General features: G+C 64.5%; 18 protein-coding genes. 15 read left to right on the top strand and 3 right to left on the bottom strand.

Annotated elements, in window-relative coordinates:
• The first annotated feature begins 114 nt into the window (after window positions 1-114).
• From SH602x_RS24695 to SH602x_RS24630, 14 genes are all read left to right on the top strand, one after another.
• A complete protein-coding gene (locus SH602x_RS24695) occupies window positions 115-492 on the top strand; it encodes an Acb2/Tad1 domain-containing protein (RefSeq protein ID WP_479474798.1) in 378 nt (125 codons plus the stop codon).
• Window positions 493-552: 60 nt separating this feature from the next.
• Window positions 553-987, top strand: coding sequence for a hypothetical protein (locus SH602x_RS24690; protein ID WP_479474797.1), 435 nt, complete (start codon window positions 553-555; stop codon window positions 985-987).
• Between the two features lie 31 nt (window positions 988-1,018).
• Window positions 1,019-3,106: a collagen-like domain-containing protein gene (locus SH602x_RS24685; protein WP_479474796.1), complete on the top strand. Its 2,088-nt coding sequence runs from the start codon at window positions 1,019-1,021 to the stop codon at window positions 3,104-3,106.
• A 2-nt stretch (window positions 3,107-3,108) separates the two neighbouring features.
• Window positions 3,109-4,131 (top strand): collagen binding domain-containing protein, encoded by a 1,023-nt coding sequence (locus SH602x_RS24680; protein WP_479474795.1) that lies wholly within the window; start codon window positions 3,109-3,111, stop codon window positions 4,129-4,131.
• Window positions 4,131-4,655, top strand: coding sequence for a hypothetical protein (locus tag SH602x_RS24675; protein ID WP_479474794.1), 525 nt, complete (start codon window positions 4,131-4,133; stop codon window positions 4,653-4,655). The genes SH602x_RS24680 and SH602x_RS24675 overlap by 1 nt, the downstream gene beginning before the upstream one ends.
• 1 nt (window position 4,656) lies before the next feature.
• Entirely contained in the window at window positions 4,657-5,568 is a 912-nt protein-coding gene (locus SH602x_RS24670; RefSeq protein ID WP_479474793.1) for a hypothetical protein, read from the top strand.
• Window positions 5,569-5,810: 242 nt separating this feature from the next.
• Complete coding sequence (locus SH602x_RS24665; protein ID WP_479474792.1) at window positions 5,811-6,617, top strand: hypothetical protein; 807 nt, start codon at window positions 5,811-5,813, stop codon at window positions 6,615-6,617.
• A gap of 82 nt (window positions 6,618-6,699) precedes the next feature.
• Window positions 6,700-8,295, top strand: a complete 1,596-nt coding sequence (locus SH602x_RS24660; protein ID WP_479474791.1) for a hypothetical protein — start codon at window positions 6,700-6,702, stop codon at window positions 8,293-8,295.
• Window positions 8,296-8,297: 2 nt separating this feature from the next.
• Window positions 8,298-8,720 (top strand): hypothetical protein, encoded by a 423-nt coding sequence (locus SH602x_RS24655; protein WP_479474790.1) that lies wholly within the window; start codon window positions 8,298-8,300, stop codon window positions 8,718-8,720.
• Between the two features lie 4 nt (window positions 8,721-8,724).
• Window positions 8,725-9,255 carry a hypothetical protein gene (locus SH602x_RS24650; RefSeq protein ID WP_479474789.1) on the top strand — a complete coding sequence of 177 codons (531 nt, stop codon included), beginning with the start codon at window positions 8,725-8,727 and terminating at the stop codon, window positions 9,253-9,255.
• 4 nt (window positions 9,256-9,259) lie between these two features.
• Window positions 9,260-11,506 carry a hypothetical protein gene (locus SH602x_RS24645; protein WP_479474788.1) on the top strand — a complete coding sequence of 749 codons (2,247 nt, stop codon included), beginning with the start codon at window positions 9,260-9,262 and terminating at the stop codon, window positions 11,504-11,506.
• On the top strand, window positions 11,506-12,111 hold the full coding sequence (locus SH602x_RS24640; protein ID WP_479474787.1) for a hypothetical protein: 606 nt from the start codon (window positions 11,506-11,508) through the stop codon (window positions 12,109-12,111). The genes SH602x_RS24645 and SH602x_RS24640 overlap by 1 nt, the downstream gene beginning before the upstream one ends.
• Entirely contained in the window at window positions 12,111-12,677 is a 567-nt protein-coding gene (locus SH602x_RS24635) for a hypothetical protein (RefSeq protein ID WP_479474785.1), read from the top strand. Before SH602x_RS24640 ends, SH602x_RS24635 begins: the two co-directional genes overlap by 1 nt.
• An 89-nt stretch (window positions 12,678-12,766) precedes the next feature.
• Window positions 12,767-13,027 (top strand): hypothetical protein, encoded by a 261-nt coding sequence (locus SH602x_RS24630; RefSeq protein WP_479474784.1) that lies wholly within the window; start codon window positions 12,767-12,769, stop codon window positions 13,025-13,027.
• Between the two features lie 271 nt (window positions 13,028-13,298).
• Here the strand turns inward: SH602x_RS24630 and SH602x_RS24625 are convergent, their stop codons facing one another.
• From SH602x_RS24625 to SH602x_RS24615, 3 genes are all read right to left on the bottom strand, one after another.
• Entirely contained in the window at window positions 13,299-13,505 is a 207-nt protein-coding gene (locus SH602x_RS24625; protein WP_479474783.1) for a hypothetical protein, read from the bottom strand.
• Window positions 13,506-13,945: 440 nt separating this feature from the next.
• Window positions 13,946-14,347, bottom strand: coding sequence for a hypothetical protein (locus tag SH602x_RS24620; RefSeq protein WP_479474782.1), 402 nt, complete (start codon window positions 14,345-14,347; stop codon window positions 13,946-13,948).
• 351 nt (window positions 14,348-14,698) lie between these two features.
• Window positions 14,699-14,866, bottom strand: coding sequence for a hypothetical protein (locus SH602x_RS24615; RefSeq protein WP_479474781.1), 168 nt, complete (start codon window positions 14,864-14,866; stop codon window positions 14,699-14,701).
• Window positions 14,867-15,159: 293 nt separating this feature from the next.
• Here SH602x_RS24615 and SH602x_RS24610 point away from each other — a divergent pair, with 293 nt between their 5' ends.
• Window positions 15,160-15,708, top strand: a complete 549-nt coding sequence (locus SH602x_RS24610) for a GNAT family N-acetyltransferase (RefSeq protein WP_479474780.1) — start codon at window positions 15,160-15,162, stop codon at window positions 15,706-15,708.
• Window positions 15,709-15,893: the final 185 nt, after the last annotated feature.

Here is a 15,893-nt window from a genome sequence, read left to right as displayed (position 1 = left end):
CGAAATCGACGGACCGAAACTACCGACGCCGACCTGATCCTGATCGCGTTTCTCCTCGGATCGCTCGGCTTGGCCGCGTGGCTCGTGACGAACTGAAACTCAAGAGGGATGACCGTGAAGCGAGAACTGACCAGCCACAAGGTCAACGGGCTGAACGAAGCCTTGACGATCCGTGTTCTGGATGAGCCGGGACAAGGCAACGCGTGCCATGTGTACGCGATCAATTACGAGACGCCCGATTGCGCTCGCATTCGTGAGTCTGTTTGCATTGGGTTCCAGAACGGGCCGATCGCCGAAGCGGGCGTCAACGGCATCAGCAACGAGGCCCTGCTCGCGATCCTGGAAGATCGGCTATCGGGGTTTCAGTCCGGACCGTACGCCTGCAACGCGAACGCTCAGGCTCTGGCCTGTGTGCAGGAGGCAATGAGAGCGCTGCATTCCCGCACGAAAGAACGCACGGAACGGGGCGTCGAAGGCACGCACGCGATCTGACGAACTGACCAGCCCATCCCACGACGGGGCGGGCGACTGAACTGAACGGAGAGCAGCGCCGTGGAGGAAGACATCGAAGATTATCGCCAGATCGTCTCCTTCATCGGCGAGGCCCTTTCGTCGCTCCTCCAATGGGGCGCCCTCGGGGCTTTGGTCGCGATAGGAGCCGCAATGATGATCATCTTCGCCCTCTGGTTGATGAAGCGCACGGACCGCAACCAGGACAAGAAGGACGCCCGCGAAGAGCGTCAGACGGCTGCATTCGAGACAGCTTCGGAGGGAATCGCGACAGCTTCCCGCGGCATCGACGTCATCGCTGAAGCCGTCAATAAGCAGACCGGCCTGATGGAGCGGATGGACCGCCGCGTAGACGACATCAGCGAGCAGGTGACGCACCACGGCAACCTGCTCGTGCGGGTCGCCGACCACCTGTTCGGCCCTGAGAGCGAGCATCCGCCGAAGCGCCATACCGACGACGAACGCAAAACCGGCTGACAAGCGCCGCGAACTGGAGAAGGCCTGAGCTATGAATCGTTTCGCGTACCTCTTGCTGTCGTTCGCTCTGGTCGCCGGTCCGTGCGGCGAGCTCGTCTGGACCGAGACGGGGAAGCCGTGTCTGATCCGACCGGACGGCAGTACGCTCCCTGCGTACAACAAGGTTCGCGAGTGGCCGAACGGTCATCCCGGCCCCGCTGGCCCCGCGGGCGTCGCGTCCGTTCCGTCGATCAACGCGTCGCTGATTTCTGAGCGAGCGATCCTCGCGCAGTTCGGACCGAATCGACCGGGGCCGCCCGGGCCTCAGGGTCCGGCTGGTCCGACCGGTCCGCAAGGGCCGCAGGGGATCCAGGGCGAGACGGGCCCCGCCGGTCCCAAGGGCGATGATGGAGACACCGGCCCGACTGGCCCCGCAGGAGCGACCGGCGCCACGGGACCGCAAGGCCCTCAGGGAGAGCAGGGGGAAACCGGAGCGACAGGCCCCGCCGGCCCGACGGGCGCGACAGGTCCGACCGGTCCCGCTGGCCCTCAGGGAGAGCAAGGCGCCACCGGCGACCAAGGGCCGCAGGGCGAGAAGGGCGACGACGGCGATGCGGGACCGACGGGAGCAACTGGCCCTCAGGGTCCGACCGGCGCCACGGGTCCGACCGGTCCGGAAGGTCCGGCAGGAGCGGACGGAGTCGACGGCGACGACGGTCTATCGGCTTACGAGGTCGCGGTCGCGGACGGCTTCATGGGCGACGAGACTGCCTGGCTGGCGTCTCTCGTAGGCGATACGGGGCCAGCGGGACCGACGGGCGACACTGGCCCCACCGGCGCCACGGGCGCTGCAGGAGCCGACGGGCGGACGTGGTACAGCGGCACGCCGCCGCCGTCCGACGCGACCGGTCAGAACGGCGACTACTACCTCGATACCGACGATCACGCGTACTACGGACCGAAGGCCGGCGGAACTTGGACGGGGACCGGACCGACGTCGCTGATCGGCCCGACGGGAGCCGCGGGTAGCGATGGAAGCGATGGCGTTGACGGAGATTCCGCCTACGAAATCGCCGTCGCCGAAGGTTTCATGGGCGACGAAGCTGCGTGGCTCGCGTCGCTGGTCGGAGCCACGGGAGCCGCTGGCGTGGACGGCAAGTCGGTTCTGAACGGGACCGCCGACCCGACCACGGAAGGCGTCAACGGCGACTTCTACATCAAAACCAGCGGCGACCCGTCGGAGTGGAAGATCTTCGGGCCGAAAGCTTCCGGCTCATGGCCTGCCGGCGTGGCGCTGCGCGGTCCGACGGGAGCCACCGGAAGCACTGGCGCCGCGGGAAGCGATGGAGCTGACGGTCGCGACGCCGGATTCGAGTTCGCGTTCGAGACGACGACGACCGGCGACCCGGGAACCGGAAAGCTCAATCTCAACTCTCCCGGCCTCGGGATTCAGCTTCGCATCAGCGAAACGGACGCCGACGCGAACGGGCTGGCGAGTTACTTCGATGACTGGATCGACGCCGCTTCATTGCAGGGATCCCGAACCGGATTCGTGACGGTCCGGAACTCCGACGCGTCCAAGGTCTGGGTGTTGAGGCTGGCGAGCGAAACGGACAGCGGATCCTATCGTGTTTACGCTACGTCTTCGCTTCTGACGACCGGGACGTTCGCCGACGACGAGACGGTCTACCTCTCGTTCGATTCGACGTTCGACGCGCCGTCGGCGCTGCACTACGCCCAGGTCGTTCGCACGACGACGCAATCGATCAGCAACGCAACCGGCACGCCGATCAGCTTCGGCTCGACCGTCTACTCCAGCGGCATCACGACGGCCAACAGCACGACGCCGATTACCATCGCGAGAACCGGGCTGTACCGAGCCGAGTGGTCCGCCGGCATGATCATCAACGATCAGGTCGTCTTTCTGACCTACCTGATCCACAACGGCAGCACGATCCGGGTGACGCGAACGGCAGGCTCCGGCGCCACCAAGCTGGTCGACTTCCCATCCACCTTCACGTTTCAGGCGACCGCTGGCGACACGGTCGGGCTGGGCATCTATCACGAGAACGGCGTCTCCACGAACACGGAAACCGGCGCCGGCTATCGCCCGACGCTGACCGTGACGGAGGTCCGCTGATCGTGCCTTACCGCGCCCTCGGCAGCGTCCTGAGCTTTCCGTTCGACGTGCGAAACACGCTCGGCAATCTCGCCAATCCGGACGCCGTGAAGATCGTGCTGTTCGCCGACGACGTCATGCAGACGACGCCCGGCGAGTCGGTCACGGTCCGCGCTGCCGACGGGAACGACGGCGCGACGATCCCCGGGCTGTTCTTCGCCGACGCCGATTCGTCCGACGAGTCGATGCAGGGCTCCGGCTTCTACGCCGAAGGGAAGCGGATCCGTGCCGCGGTCTATGACATCGAGGTCGACGGCGACGAAGGCTACGGCGGCATGATCCTGACCGACGAACTGACGATCGGCGTGGAGCCGGGGAGCGCCGGCAGCGGTTCGCTGATCGTCACGCTGACGGTCGTGGACGACGACGAAGTTCCGATTCAGGGCATTCGCGTCACGGCCTACGGCGCGAACGGACGATTCGCCGGCGAGGGTGTCAGCGACGAGAACGGCGAAATCGTGCTGCATCTACTGGCCGGCACGTACGACCTTTCGTCGCCGTCGTTCCCCGGCGCCTGGCAGCTTGCGAACCCGACTCAATCGATCGTCGTCACGGACGGCGGCACGAACGCTTTCGACGTGGAGTTCATCGCGATGCCGATCACCTGGCCGGAACTCGCCAAGGCCGCCGGCTGGGCCGTGCTGGTCGACGAGAAGGGAGTCCCCATCGCAGGGGCGTCGGTCTTCGTGCGTGCGATCAAGGCCGCATCGACCGGCGACAACGCGGCCGGAGTCCTTCCCCCGAACGATCCCTGGGAAGAGATCAGCGATGCGGAGGGACGCGTTCTCTTCGGCCCGCCGGAGAAGGACGACCTGACGGAAGAGGAAGCCGCCCGCGGCATGCTGCAGGGCTGGCAGTATTTCGTATGGGGCGAGGCGTTCGGACGCACGAAAGTCGAAAGGGCGATCGTTACAGTTCCGATCGATCCGCCGGGCGGCGCGTTTTCGTTGCGGGCGTTCGTCCGAAATACGGAGGATGCGGCCTGATGCCGATCCGCATCAACTGCACGATCACCCACGACGGCGAGCTCTCCGCCCGCGCCCACGCTCGCGTGATGAAGGGCGTCACGGGCGACGTCGGCGCTCACTGGAATCGGCACATGAAGGGCCGGCATTTCCGGTCCGGCGCCGCCACGAAGTACGGGTACAAGCCGAGAACGAACGCGTGGGTCCGTCGCAAGATGCGGAGCAAGATCGCCGCGTCCGACGCACGCCTGCCGCTGGTCTTCACCGGCACGCTGAAGCGGCAGGTGCTGCGATCGAAGAAGATCCGCGCCACGGCCACGAAGGCGACGGTCGAGATGGACACGCCCTTCTACGTCAAGAGCCGCCCGAACCCGACCGGACGGGGCCGCAACCGTCCGAACATGCACAACGAGATCACCGCGACGACGCCGGACGAGATCCACGAACTCGACATCGTGGCGGAGAAGTCGTACCAGCGGCGGATCCAGATCGAGATGAAGAACGGGCGATCCCGAAAACGAATCACCGCCAACGGAGCTAGCTGAAATGACTGTCGGCAATCTTTACCGCATGCACTCGCTGGCGTTCCCGTCCGGCGACCCGATCACGCAACTGACCGACCTGAGTTCCAATCCGGGCATCGCGGAATCGGTCGTCTCGCCGTCGGGCGACATCGCGCCGGGCTTCATCGGCATCATGGAGGAGCGTCCGGAATTCCCGTTCACGACGCACCAGATCGCTCGCGTGCTGACGCACTGCACGCAGGACGGCATCTCTGCCGACCTGTCGGGCGGCAATACCGACGCGTTCCATCGCCTGGTCGATCCGTTCGGCCAACTGGTCGCGGAAGCGTCGTCGGCTCACCTGCGATCGCGCATGCCGAGTTCGATGATGTGTTGGTCGACGCTGCGTGCGTCGCAGGGAGGACTGGCGGAGATCACCGCGAGCATCGCCGCCGTCTACGACGGAACGAACTCGCCGCTGCAGATCGCCACAGCTCAGGCGATCACGACGGCCGCCGCGGTGACGGAGCTGTTCACGCTCGGCCCGGTGAAGGTCAACGGTTCGTGGGTCGACGGCGTCCAGGAGGTGACGATCGAGACCGGGGCTCAGATGCGACTGACGGCGGCGGGCGGCGACTCGCGACCGTCGCACGCTCACGTCGCGTCCGTCGCTCCCCGCGTCATGGTCAGCACGCTCGAAAGCGGAGCGTTCCTGTCGCCGACGCCGATCACCGCGTTGCTGATTTACTTCCGCAAGATGGCCGCGAACGGCACAGCGCGAGTCGCGGACGCGACGGCGGAGCACATCGGCTTCTCGATCGCCAGCGGCGGCGGCATGGTGATTCCGCGAGCGATCGGAGGGGCCGACGGAGCGCAGACGTTCGACATTCCGATCAAGCGTCCGTCGGCGAATACCGCCTGGTGGACGATCGATTCGACGAGCGCGATTGCCTAACGGGGAGCGCCGATCGAATCGAGCCGGTCGTCGATCCTGTCGAGTCGCGACTGCACCCAACTAAGGGTGCCAAATAGCACGAACGCGAGCACGAGAAACACCAGGACAAGCAGCCAGCGAGCACATCCCTGGTCGCGACGGAGCGCCCTGATCGCTGTGGTATTTGCGAGCGACCGGTCTGGCTTCCGTGGCGGAATCGGCTCGGGGACTGACACGTTGAATTCCTCTGACGAAAGGACCGGATGAGCGGGTTCCTATATTACCTCCCCGGCGAGAGCGCCGCGAAGCTTCTCGATCCGAAGAAGTGGCTTGCCGCTCGCGAAACGCATGGACTGAACAAGGCCCTATCTGACGTTCGCGAACCGAAGCAGTTCGTCGGATGCGACGTCATCCGCGGCGGCCCGGACGGTGGGTCAGGTGTCGTGATTTCGGCGAGACGGAACGACGGGGAGGAGCCGAAGGGACTCGGGTTCTTCGCAGATCGGCAGACATGGGCCAAGACGTTCGGGTCGGCGTGGGTCGGCTACGAAGCTCTGCCGAGGCCTGAATGGATTCGCCGCCTGACGCCCGATCTGGGGCAGACGCAAACTGATTCGTTCGGGCGTCAGTGGCTAGTGCCGATCGCCCGCATGCCGGAGGAGACGTACGGTACGCTGCCGAAGCAGTACGCCTTCGACGAGAACGAGAACGCGAAAGCGACCATTCGTCGCGACGCCGTCGCCCTATGGGAGGCATCGGGCAGAGTCTGGGACTCCCTGAACGGAATCGAAGGCCGGGAGATGTCGCTTGCGGAATTGGCGAAGGCAGCCGCCGCGGCGCTCTCGTGGAACTATCGAATCGGCCCCGCCGAGCTGAACGCATACGAGAACGCGGGCGAACCGGTCATCGACGACACGACGATCGGGAAGATCTGCTACGCGATGATCGCATGGGACGTCGCGACACTGCGAGGCTCCGACCTAAAAAACGACGAGATGCCGACTGGTTCGGATTCCTTGCATGGATTGAAGGGCGAAACCCTGGCTGGCGACCCAGTCGCGGCGAGCTAGCGATTGCTGGACGGATCGACGCTAGTCGGCGGCGACCGATCGTTCAGCCGGTGATCCTGAATATGCGGTAAGAGGCTTCGCGATGGCAGTCAAGATCGAATTCGGCGGCGACAGTTCCAAGCTGCGCGCGGAATACGACAAGATCGCGAAGTCGGAGAAGACCCTGACGTCGCTACTACAGGCGTCGATAAAGGAGACTGAGAGAGCTACCGCCGCAAAGCTGAAGGAGATGGAGGCGGCGAACAAGGCGAAGGTCGCGCAGAAGGAGGCAGCCGAAGAGGCGCGGAAGCTCGGCAAGGAAACGGAGAAGCAGGCCAAAGAGATTGAGCGCCTGAACGCCAAGATCGAGAAGAACGCACAGTCGCAAGATTCAATGTTCTCCCGCGGTGCCATCGGGGCTAGGAATCTGGCCCTCCAGTACCTCTCCGTGAATGCCGCAGTGGGCGTTCTGACATCGGGGATAGAGCACCAAAAGAGGATTTCAGAGGAGGCAAATTCGCAGGCTCAGCGAGTCGCCCGCTCTCAGGCCGTCCTTCTGCAAAACCTAACGGGCGTGGACGCCGGACGACAGAACGACTTCCTGGCGTCGGTGCGAGGAATTCAAAGCCGGACGGGCTTCGCGGATCAGTCGCAGCTCAACATGGCTGCGGCGTCCGCAGTGTCGGCCAGCGGCGGCAATCTCAACGCGTCCCTGTCCGCCGTCGGGGCTGCGGCTCGAATCTCGTCACATACCCCCGACTCGCTGGAGATTCTTTCTGGCGCCGCTCTCGACATGCAGTCGGCCACGGGGCTCTCGGCAGAAGAGAACCTGAGCTTCCTGCTTCAGGCTGGCGCTCAGGCCCGGCAGACAAACCTTCGCATGCAGGCGAAGAACATCGCTCCCGCGGTCAACTCGATGGTCGGCACGGTCGACGGCGACAAGGTTCTTGCTTCCCGCGAAGCCGCGGCGGTTTTCGCCGTCGCATCTAACCTCGCGAAGGACGTGGAGGGCGAAGCGACCCGAACGTCTACTTCGTCGCTCCAGACGCAGATGCGGGACTTTTTTCGCGAGCAAGGCGGCGAGCCTGGAACGATCTTCGGTCGATTCGAGGCGTTTCAATCAGACCCGAAGCTACGGGAGCAGTTCCTTAAGGGGGCCAGCTTCGAGCAGCGGTTCAAGATCCCGTTCGAGCAAATGCTTACCGGCGGAAGCGTCGCCGACGCACAGCTTGAAGCGGCATTCCCGAACATCACGACCGACCGCAGCGCCTACGACTCACTGGTTAAGCAACTGGGCACCGCCACGCCTGAACTCGCGGGCGAGACAGCGGGAAATCAGTTCGCCGCCGACGTAGAAGGCTACCTCGGGGCGCCTCGCATGAGCCGGCAGGCGAAGGCTCAGGATAAGGTCGTCGAAGCCCTTCGCCTCGCGAATCCCGACTTGGTGAGCTGGACGTTCGGCGGGATGGGGCCAGAGCTTGAATACCGTACAGGCTTAGGCTTCGGAGCTGATCCCGTCTCGTCAGGCAAGGCGATCCTTGAAAACCAGATCATGGGGCGCCAGCGGTTCGGCGGAGAATCTGACCCTGCCACGAAAGAGCAGATCGACCTTCTGCGGAAGGCCGTCATCGCTCTTGAGAACCTAGATCGAAATCAAGCCGCCCCGTCTCATACCGTCGACACCGGGGTAAGGCAATAAGCATGTCCGTCCTCACCAACCGCATCGGCGATTATCACGTCCTGCGAATCGACCCCGCGCCGCAGGGTCCGCGGAAGGTCACCGCCATCGAATCCGCCGCCGGAGTCGACGGCCATTCGTACTGGCTCCTGGGCGAGAAGGGCGAACCCATGCCCTATCGCACGGAAGTCGACCTGCCGAGCATCGGCGCCGCGATGGTGACGTTCCGTAACTACCAGAGGCTGATCGGCACGCGCGTCCCCGTGCAATGGGCCGGCTTGGACGAGATCACCGACTGGCAGTACCAGGTGGTCGACGTTCGCCAGCTCGGGATCGTGCCGACGCTGCGGCGGGTCGGCGGCGTCAGCGGCTCAGGATCCGGCGGTGCCATGCTCCTGGCCGAATGGGTACTCGTCCCCGAACTCGTACTAGAACCCGAGGCATGAAACGATGTCCGTATCGCTCTCGATCAATCAGCAACTCACCGCGACGGAGACGCTGGCAGCCGCGTCCATTCCGACGATTTCCAGTGCCAACACGGGCGCCAGTCGCGTCGTCCACAGCGCCTTCAACCGTTCGGGCTCGTCTCTCAACGCGTCGTCTGTTCCCCCGGTCGATGCTGTCGTGTTCGACGACCTAGAAACGGACGGGACCGACACGATCGACCTGACGAACTGCAAGACGGCGGCTCTCCCTAGCGGCGGGGCAGACATGACGGGAAAGAAGGTCGTCGCGGCGCTCTTCTCCTGCCCTGCGGATAACGCCGCGGCGATCGTGATCACCCCGGGCGGATCGAACCCGTACCCGATCTTCGGCACGGGGAACGACATCTCGATTCCGCCTGGCGGTCATGTCGTGATCAGCTTCGTCGGCGTCGTCAGCCCGCTGCCGGCGGTCTCGGGAAGCGTGAAGAACATCGACATCACCGGGACCGCGACCGACGTCCTGAACTACCAGATCGTTCTCGGAACCCCCGCCTGATTCCATGGCCGAAGCCACGCTGAAATTCAACCCGGACCAAAACGCTCGCACGGTCGACGCCGATACCTACGTCGTCGAATGGCGGACGAACTGGGCGGACGAATGGGAGCCTGCGCCGCTGTCGCTGGAAGAGTGCACCTGGGTCTCCGGCGGCGACGGGAAGATCGGATCGGCGACGTTCCGCAAGCGGTACGGGCGCGGCATCGACTACGGCGAGTCGGTGATCGCCAGTCTCGACCGGGAGGATTCGGCCAGTCGGAAGTTCATCCGCGTCACGCTCACGCAGAATCTGATCACGCGGAAGTGGTACGGCGTGCTGGGCGACGACACGCAGGACCGCATCGGCACGGCCTTCGTTACGGACGAGAGCGACACGGCAGGCGTCTCTCAGGGCGTCCAGACGTTCCGGGCCCTCGGTCTCGAATACCTGCTGTCGACGACGTTCATGCGGTCGAGCTGGATCGCGAAGAATCTGGACGCGACGGAATCGGTCGAGACGAAGCGGGGGCTGACGTTCAACCGCGACGGCCTGCCGAACTGTGCCGACGTGGACGACATCGAAGGCGGGCGATTCTTCCACGAGGGCGTCGACTCGATCCACTGGACGACGCATCAGGCCGTTCGCTACCTGCTCAAGCGGCACGCTCCGCTGTCGTTCGCGGGCGAAGCGAAGATCCCGTTTCGGCTGTTCGACGGCGGTTCGCCCGTGCTGCCCGACTTCGATTTCCCGCAACTCGAAACGCATGGCCGGTCCGTCTACGACCTGCTCTGCACGCTGATCAGCCGGCAGCGAGGCTACGGCTTCTACCTGGATCCGACCAGCGACGAGTCGGCGGTCGAGCTGCGGCCGTTTACCTTCGTGCGGGAAGCGGTGGAGCTCGATCCGGAAGACGAGTCGAAGGTTCTGCCGGCGAACCCCGCGGTCTACCTGGTCGACATCGAAGCCGATCGCAGCAGCGGCGGCGCCCGGCTGATCAAGCGGACGGACGAGCGGTTCGATCGGGTTATCGTCCAGGGGGCGAGACGGCGAAGCTGCTTCTCCCTGAGCTACGCGGACGGCACGCTACAGAACGACTGGTCAGCCGAAGACGAAGAGGCCTACAACCTCGGCGCGAGCGAGGCGGTCGATTACCCGGATCCTGCCGAAGTCGAGGATCAGCAGCGCCGCGACGAAGAGGCCCGCAACGCTCCCGAACTGCGCGACGTGTTCGCGAGGTTCCGCGTCCCGGAAGAATGGGATCTGACGGCGGGCGACGGCGAGGGGATCGAAGAGCAGCAGCCGATCCTCCTGCCGGACGCAGGCGACGAAGAGGAATCGCCGTCGCTGTTCCTGCCGGAGGTTCGCGTCCAGCGGACGGTCCCGCTGCTCGAATCGCTCGACTACTCGGGAACGGAGATCTCCGACTACGCCGCGACCGACACGCCGATCAACAACGACGAGCCAACGCTGCCGGAGATGGCGCCGTTCGCCTTGCTGAAGCTCGTGATCACGGAAGCGGTCGGCGAGACGCCGGAGGTCGCCCGCTGGCTGCGAACCGACACGCTCGAAAACATGGCCGGGTTCGCGACCGCCACGAGCGAAGACGTCGATCTACGCTGGTCGGCGGAAGTCGAGCCGACGCGGGACGTGCCTGGCTTCACGCTGCCGGTCCGCGGCGCTCCCCAGCACATCATCGCCAGCGAACGATTCGCTCCTGCCGAAACGCCGGCCATCGAAGGACGTTTCGACTACGAGACGTTTATCTTCACGGTCGCGATCGAAGAGGACCGGTTCTGCGAGGGCAAGTACGAAGAAGAACCGACCATCGGGGCCGACGCGGTCCGCACGCTGATCCTGGACGCCGGCGACGACTTCCGCAAAGACTACGTCGTGCCGAATACCGTGGTCGGCGTGGACGGAGTGACCGGCCAACTGATCCGCACGACCAGCGGCGGCTACGTTCGCGACGACTCGAAACTCCTGAACGAAACGGCCCGGCTGGCATTCGAGTTCTACAAGCTCGGCCGCGTCGCTCTGGCGTATCAGACCGGCGACATGGAGCGGACGCTGCAGCTTCCCCTGGGCGGCTATATCCGTTCGATCGGACGCGAGAGCGTATTGGACGGGAACCACAATCAGGACATCGAATCGGTCGTGACGGAGGTCACCGCACGCTTCGGCACGGCCAGCGGTCCGAATCCCCCGGCGCCGACGTTCGCCTTCAAGACGGATTTCGTCGAACTCGACATGCGGCGAAAGGGGTTCGGCTGATGCCCAAGGGAACGCAACGCACGCCGGTCCGCCCGGATGATCGGCTCGCCTTGCTGGAAAGCACGGTCCGGCGACAGCAGCAGCAGATCGACAACCTGCTCAGGCCGAAGCCTCGCACGCACTGGTCGCAGGTCCGTCTCGCGCAGACGTTCGACGACGGCGAGTATCCCGGCGTCACGGTCCGTTTCCCGATCGTCTTCCTGGACGCCGCGTTCGACGCGATGGACGACGAGATCGACCTGACCGCCAAGAGCGCCGTGCGGCAGGCGTGGGCCTACTCTCTCGAACCGATCGCTCTGGGAATCGGCACGACGATCTTCGTGGAGCAGACGGAAAAGGGCATGTGGGTCATCGTCGATGCCTCGGAAGGGCTGATGATCGGCGAGACACAATCCGGCGGAATAAGTACCAGCGCCGCGGCGACGGTCACGGCGAAGATCCTGAATTCGGACGGGTCGCTGTCGACGGCCCTAGACGAGAACGACGACCCGATCGAGGACGAGGTTTACAGCCCGCTCGGCAACGTCGCGGAGAACCGGAAGATCGTCTACGCCCGGGACAAGCGAAGCGGTCGGCTGTTCGTCGTTTCGGAGGCTTGCCCGTAATGACGAAACGCTGGGCGCCCGGATGTACGTGCTGCGGAGAAGGGACGGCTCTATCGGACTGTTGCCTACTGGACGGCGACGTCGTCGAAGTGCCGACCAGCGCCATCATCGATACCGACTGCACGCTCCCGGACTTCTCGAACCTGATGGTCGAGATCAACGGGCACATTCGGGACTTCGCGGGAGTCTCGGGCTGTCGCGGGAACGGCACGTACTCCGTCCCGAACTCGTCGGATTGCTTCACCGCTGGCGATTCGACAGGCGGATCGTGCTTGTGGTCCGGCAGGTTCGCCACGAACGCCTGCACGTTCTCTGGTCAGGAGTGGCGTCCGGTCATGGGCGTTTACCTTGCGGCGGGCAGCTACAAGGGCTTCTTCGGCTATATCAAGGCCCTCGCGGCCTGCAGCACGAGCAGTATCTTCGATCGTGCGATCTACGCCCGCTTTGAGTTGACCAGCACGCTCGCCGATCTAAGCGGCCCGGTGTCGCTCCCCTGCACTTTCGCGGCGACCGACTCAGGTGGCGACTACTGGGACGCCGCCGAACCCCTCGTGATCTACTTCTGATGGACGCCTGCTGCGAATCTGAACCGCACGGCGCCGGCTTCCGCTGCCCGACTTGCAAGGTTCCGCACCGACTCGATCGGAAGGGACGCGTGCCGATCCGGAATTGCGACGGTCCCGGGCTCGTCTTCAACGATCTGTCGCGCGGTCCGTGCGTCCGCCGCGGCCAGGTGATCCGCGTAGAGCTCTGCCAGTTCTGCGGCAGTCGCGAGAAGCTGATTTCGATCTTCGCGTGCGAGCATCCGGAAGGCCCGGCGCCGGAAGTCAGCGAAGCCCGCTGGAGACATGCCCAACCGCGGGGAGAGACGTGCGGGAGCTGCCGGTTCTACGAGGCGAGAGAGGAGGCTGGCTAAACGATAGACGCCGCCCCGGATGGAGCGGCGTCTATATGAAAATGCGAGGACTGGACTTTTACCAGCGACCTCCGGGAGCTTTCCTAGGATCACCCGGCGCTCTGTCTCTGAGCTACCTCGCATTCGTATCTTCAAGCGACGCCCAGCGTGCGTCAAGGATTCGCCCGCTAGTCCGGCCAGATCAGCCGGTACGCCCCGCTCCTGACGTCTCGCCATTCCCGGCGGACGCGGACCAGCCAGCGACGCCAACGCGGCGGCTTTAGCTCGATCGTCAGAGCGATTCGCATGGGGGCGTGGAAGGCGTCGGCATCCAGATATAGCGAGCGGTCCTGAGGGAATCACCAGCCCATTGCGGAAGGCCGTCGCGGACGTACGAACCACCCTTAAGGTCTTCGTTCTCGATCACGCGAAGGGATTTCCGCTGCGGGAACTGGTAGCCGTCCCACGGTCCGCCGACGTACTCGCAATCGCAGATCATGCCCCGCTCCCCGTTAAAGAAATCGCCCCCGGATTTTACTCTGCCGTCCGGCCATTAAAAAACGATTGACCGAAGTCGCCGCGCCGGTAACATAGAGTCCTCTAGCCCACAGGGCATGCGACAGAATCCTTCGAGCCCGACTACCCTCGCAACAGCAGGCCGGACCATGAAGAGCTAACACGCGTCGCCGAAAGATCACTGAAGCCGACATCGTTCATTCGACGTCGGCTTTTTTCGTTGATGGCTAGCGCGACAGAAAAGGCCGTTTTGCAAGCATCGAACGCCGGAAGTCTTGTTGCCGCCGATACTTGATTGCGCGACGGAACTGCCCGAACGCAAAACGCCGCCCCGGTTCTCCAGCGGGACGGCGTCGGCGTCAGACGCGGCGTATGACGGGTGCATTGTCGCATCCTCGATCCCCAGCGTCTCCCCCTCCGCAATCACTTCCCGCTCCCAGCCGCCTTCGATCTTGATCCCGTACGAATTCGCCAGCCGCATCCGCTCCAGATAGAGCCCGATCGCGCGAAGATTGGCCCTCCAGTCATCGACGAATCGCATTGCAGCCGCATCCAGCCGCCGGACCACGCGAACCGCAGCACGATTCCCGGGTCGACCGGCTTCGCTCCCGAGACCGGCAGTCCGTTGTAGCCGATCAGGTTCGGCTCCATCGAAAGCTCGATCGTGGCGCCCTTCGCGCGATAGCCCCGCAGCTCGTCTTCGATCGCCTGAAGCGTCTGCCCGAGGCTCACCGAGAAGTGCGTATGCGAACGCCGCTTGGACGCGGCCGTGAAGGGGCCACGCCAGTCGGTGCGAGGGAGGGCGCGGAAGAAGTCGTCACGCATGGGGCGTCAGGCTCTTTCGTTGCTGAGCGGCCTGCGACTGTGCGGCTCGCTTATCCCTTCGACGCTGTTGCGTAGTCGCTCGCGATCGCTTTCGCACGAGGGCCGCGTGGCCTGCCGCCGTGCTCCGACTGCTGTTGCACTTCGCGCAAGCCAGCACGGTCGTCTCGCCTTCGACCCTGCCCCGAAGATGATGCGTTCTTTCGTACAGATGGTCTAGCGTCGCGCGCCGGGGGTGATTGACCGCCGGTCCCGCGCGTGGCAGGAATGTCTTCACCTTGCACCAGTGGCAGAGCGGGCTTCTTGCAAAAAGGATTTCGAGTCGTCTTCGTTTCGACATGGCAGAGAAGGGCCTCAGTCGTCGTTTCCGATCACCTTGCGGTACGGCACTTCATCAGGCGCATCCTCTTCGAGGATGCCCCAGAGTTCCGCGTCGGCGCCGTGGCCCGATCCACTCACGGAACCGCGACTCGCGGCGTGGCGTTCGATCGCGTGGCGATAACGGTCGATCTCAGCGAACAACGCGCGGACGGTCGCGATCGATAGAAAGACGCTCGTTTTTCGCGTCGCTGTCGAGAACGGCCCGCCATGCCCGATCAACTCGATTGCTCATCAAAACGCTCCTTCGAAACAGACCTCCGGCGCCGCTGCCGGACGGGGATGGGAAAGGACTCCGGCGGGAGTCGGCGGCGTGTACGCTATGCGTCCGCTATCTGATCGATTCGCACGCGCAGCAGCGTTAGCCGCGTGAACGACAGGCCCGCAAAACACGAGCCCCGCAAGCGCCGCAAATAGGGCGGACGTGCCATTACGACGTGCTCGACTGGCTGGAGCCCGAATGGGTTCTCGACCTCGCGACCGGAGAGCTCTCCCGGAGGCGACTTCGGCGACCCCCGATCGAGCTGGCGATCCGACGCTGCCGGCGGGACGTCTGGTCCCGTTTCGCGCGTCATCACTATCTGAGCTCCGACGTTCATTCAAGCTGCCATTGCTGGGTCGCGACGCACGAACGGACGCCGGTCGCCTTTTGCGCGGTGATGAACCTGGTCGGTCGTCGCGGTCGCAAGCGGATCAGCCGGCTGGTGACGCTGCCCGACTGGCAGGGGATCGGCGTCGGCAGACGCTTTCTCGACGCGGTCGCCCAGATGTACGTCGAACAGAGCTTTCGCATGAACCTGGTGACGGGGCATCCCGCGATGATCGCCTCGCTCCGGCGAAGCGCGCTCTGGCGCTGCATCGACTTCCGGCCGCACGGTTTCCCCCGCGACGCTCGCTTCGCCAGCAAGTACGTCTCGCATTCGCTGGGCCGCTGCGTCGCTTCGTTCGAATATCGACTTCCCGGGATCGAAGCCGCGGCGGCGTGAGTCGGGTCGTACGAGGTCGCGGGCGATGCCTCGAACAGGCCGTGTGCCATGGCTGGCTTGTCCAGCCGTGCGAACCGCAAGGCGTTCGTCGTGCAGAGACGCCCTCTCACGATCTTGAATTGACTTAAGTGGTTGCCGCATTCACGGCTGGACAAGCCAGCCGTGGCACCCCCACGAGTTCTACG

The organism is Lignipirellula cremea, from assembly GCF_056501455.1.
This window is presented reverse-complemented; position numbering and strand designations above follow the sequence as displayed.